The organism is Vibrio sp. OPT46 (assembly GCF_015163535.1).
Taxonomy (GTDB): domain Bacteria; phylum Pseudomonadota; class Gammaproteobacteria; order Enterobacterales; family Vibrionaceae; genus Vibrio; species Vibrio alginolyticus.
Map to the genome: position 1 here is coordinate 9,540 of NZ_JADDYG010000856.1, position 3,199 is coordinate 12,738.

Here is a 3,199-nt window from a genome sequence, read left to right on the forward strand (position 1 = left end):
GACCATGGCCTCCATCGCATAAGCAAAGCCATCCATGCCATACGAGATAATCATCAGGAAGCTCATCAGAACCGCATTTGCAGCGACAACCTCATCACCCAAGCTCGCGCCTTGGAACGTCATAAAGCTAAAAGCCGCTTGCAGACACAAAGAGCGTAAGAAAATATCGCGATTCAATTTCACGAATCGCCCTAAACCGTGTTGAGTGCTGGCTAGCAACTTTTGAGGTGATGGTAATTGCCTCTCTCGCCAGGTTTTCCAGACACACATGAGACCAAAACCCATGCCAGAGTAGTCAGCAATCACCGATGCCAGCGCAGCGCCTTCTACTTTCCACCCCAAACCAATCACAAACAACAAATCGAGGGCAATATTAGTCACGTTGGTGATGATCACCATCCACATTGGTGCTTTGGAATTTTGCGTTCCGAGCAGCCACCCCAACAACACAAAGTTCATTAGCGCAGCGGGGGCACTCCACACACGGATAGAGAAATATTGCATACCGTAGTGTTTTACCTCTGCGCTGGCGTCACTCCAACCAAAGATCAAATCAGCTATCGGGGTATGGGCAATAAGGAAGACTAACGCAAACAGCAGCGCCATAAGTGAGCCTTGCATAAACACCAAGGCAAGTTGCTTTCGGTCTTCACCGCCATAGGACTGCGCCGCCAACCCAGTAGTCGACATACGCAAAAAACCAAGCAGCCAAAACGTCACGCTGATCATGGTGCTGCCCAACGCAACACCACCCAAATACCAAGCGTGGTCTAGATGACCAATCACCGCAGCATCGACCAAACCGAGCAATGGAACAGTAATATTCGACAGCACCATAGGTATAGCTAAAGCTAAGACTTGGCGATGAACTTTTGGGTTAGATAAAGGAGAGAAGATTGAATTTGTCACAGGCACCTCATCAGTAAGATCGACGAGTGTACCTGAGCGCTTAACGACTAGCCAATTACCACTTGATATGAACGAGTACTGGCGTGAGGCGATGCTTCAACATTGGAATCTTATTAAGCCAACGCTGCCAAGCTTTCCAACGAGAACAGAATCTATCGAATGGCGAGAAAGCTTTCACCCACTGTGCCCATGGTAACCATTGCAATATCTGTGCTGCAGGCGCTTCAAAGCCATGAGCATAACGATCAGAGCCAAGCTTTTGTCCCCACTTGGTTTCCGTTAAATCTCCTGCCAGCACCATACACAGTTCAGCAGAAACAAAATGTCGACCTAAGGTTTGAATAAATTTCGCGACTTGACGCTCTGTGCAATCGAGCAGTGCCATTTCACATAAAATGAGTACCGGTGCTTGCTCTGGAATGACTAACGTCTCTAGCCAGGACATTTCATCCACACTGCCACAGCGATGTTCATAACGTTCATTTTTGTGGAACAAACGCTGACGCCATACCAAATTTTCCGTCACATCCAGCTCTATCCAATGGCAGCGTCCATTATCCAAACGATAAAAGCGGGTATCCAACCCCGCTCCGACATTGATTATCCAAGCATCGGGATACTGCTGTAAGAAGTGACTAACCTGCTGGTCACAAAGCTGAGTCAGCGTCACGTGCAGCAATTGCTTCTGCGCAATATCACCACTCAAACAATCCGGCGCCATCTTACAGCTCAAACACGCTTTAGCAGCTATCGGATCGTACACCAAGCCATTGTCGACCATGCTTTCACGGCTACGCAATAACAGTGGCTTTAATAAATGGTTAGGAACTTGATGTTTAGACTGAGACATGGGCATTTCCTGCGCCAGAGAGAAAACATAGACATTAATAAAGATGATAATGAATATCAATTACATTATCAAGCTTATAAATTGGTCAAAACAAACAAGGTCAAGATGATGAGCAAGCTTTTGGAGGAAGTAGAAAAAGAGAAAAGACAAAACAGCCCAGATGAACTGGGCTGCTTAAACACACTTACATCCAATCGGTATTGCGAATAATACCAACGGCTAAGCCTTCAATCGTAAGGTGCTGAGACGTTAAGTCCACTTGGATTGGGGCAAACTCTTCATTCTCAGCATGCAGTAATATGGTTGAACCTTTGCGCTCCAAACGCTTCACAGTCACATCATCATCAACACGCGCAACGACAACTTGACCGTCTCTCACATCTTGGGTTTTATGCACCGCGAGCAAATCGCCATCCATAATCCCGATGTCTTTCATACTCTCGCCATTTACACGAAGTAAGAAATCCGCTTGCGGTTTGAACATCGCAGGATCGACTTGGTAGTGCGCCTCTACGTGCTCTTGAGCCAGAATTGGCTCACCCGCTGCAACTTGACCAATCAATGGCAAACCCTGCTCATCATTGGCTGCGTCTTCAAGCAGGATACGAATCCCACGAGAAGCGCCTGGAATAATTTCAATTGCTTGCTTACGAGCAAGCGCTTTTAGGTGTTCCTCTGCGGCATTCGCAGAGCGGAAGCCAAGCTCACGCGCAATCTCTGCACGAGTTGGTGGCATTCCGGTGTCATCGATTTTACTTTTAATCAAATCGAAGACTTGTTGTTGGCGTGGCGTTAACGGCTTCATGTCTCACCTGTCTTTTTATACAGTTAACTGTGAGTATATCCAGTAAATGCTCAAATGAAAACCCAATTGGTTGTTTTTTAATTTATTTGTGGAGAGCTTTCAGCTTACCGATTAAGTTCATTCTTTATTCGTTTAAAACACCGACTTTTCAGTTAATCAAGTCAAAGCAATAACTTAGGGGTTCGACTAATTTACAGCCAATAAAATTAAAAGGTTTGACCAGTTTCTGGTATCCTTGCAGCGCTTAAATTTTATCGCCTAGGCTTATTTCTATTGCCGTACTCATCTCTTTTTATAGAGAAGACATGCAAAGCGGAAACTGAAATAAGGTTAGGCCTGTTTGAATACCTATTGAGGCTGTGAACTTTATGTCTTCTGGACAATCATTTTCACGTTCATTACTAAAACTACCTTTATCGGTACTGGTAAAGGGCACCACAATCCCGTCGAACCCGATTGAAGATCTGAACATCGACCTAACTAAACCGATTGTATATGCCCTGCCGTTCCGCTCGAACGTGGATTTGCTGACACTGCAAAAACAAGCCATGAGCCTTGGTCTACCCGACCCGCTCAGCCCGCTGGAAATCAATGGCAAAACGCTGAACCGTTTCGTCTTTATCGCTGCGCGTCCA

The 3,199-nt window shown here is 45.9% G+C and carries 3 protein-coding genes and 1 pseudogene; 1 reads left to right on the top strand and 3 read right to left on the bottom strand.

Going from position 1 to position 3,199, the window contains the following annotated elements:
• From IQR33_RS34895 to lexA, 3 genes are all read right to left on the bottom strand, one after another.
• The coding region (locus IQR33_RS34895; RefSeq protein WP_322631813.1) for an MATE family efflux transporter at window positions 1-909 on the bottom strand (909 nt) is incomplete at its 3' end.
• A 55-nt stretch (window positions 910-964) separates the two neighbouring features.
• The gene (locus tag IQR33_RS30240; RefSeq protein WP_017636072.1) at window positions 965-1,759 is read right to left on the bottom strand and encodes a class I SAM-dependent methyltransferase; all 795 of its coding nucleotides are present in this window, start codon (window positions 1,757-1,759) and stop codon (window positions 965-967) included.
• 184 nt (window positions 1,760-1,943) lie between these two features.
• Window positions 1,944-2,564, bottom strand: coding sequence for a transcriptional repressor LexA (lexA, locus tag IQR33_RS30245; RefSeq protein WP_005378682.1), 621 nt, complete (start codon window positions 2,562-2,564; stop codon window positions 1,944-1,946).
• 368 nt (window positions 2,565-2,932) lie between these two features.
• On the opposite strand from lexA, the pseudogene IQR33_RS30250 reads away from it, so the two are divergent.
• Window positions 2,933-3,199: pseudogene (locus IQR33_RS30250) on the top strand (glycerol-3-phosphate 1-O-acyltransferase); the annotation flags it as partial.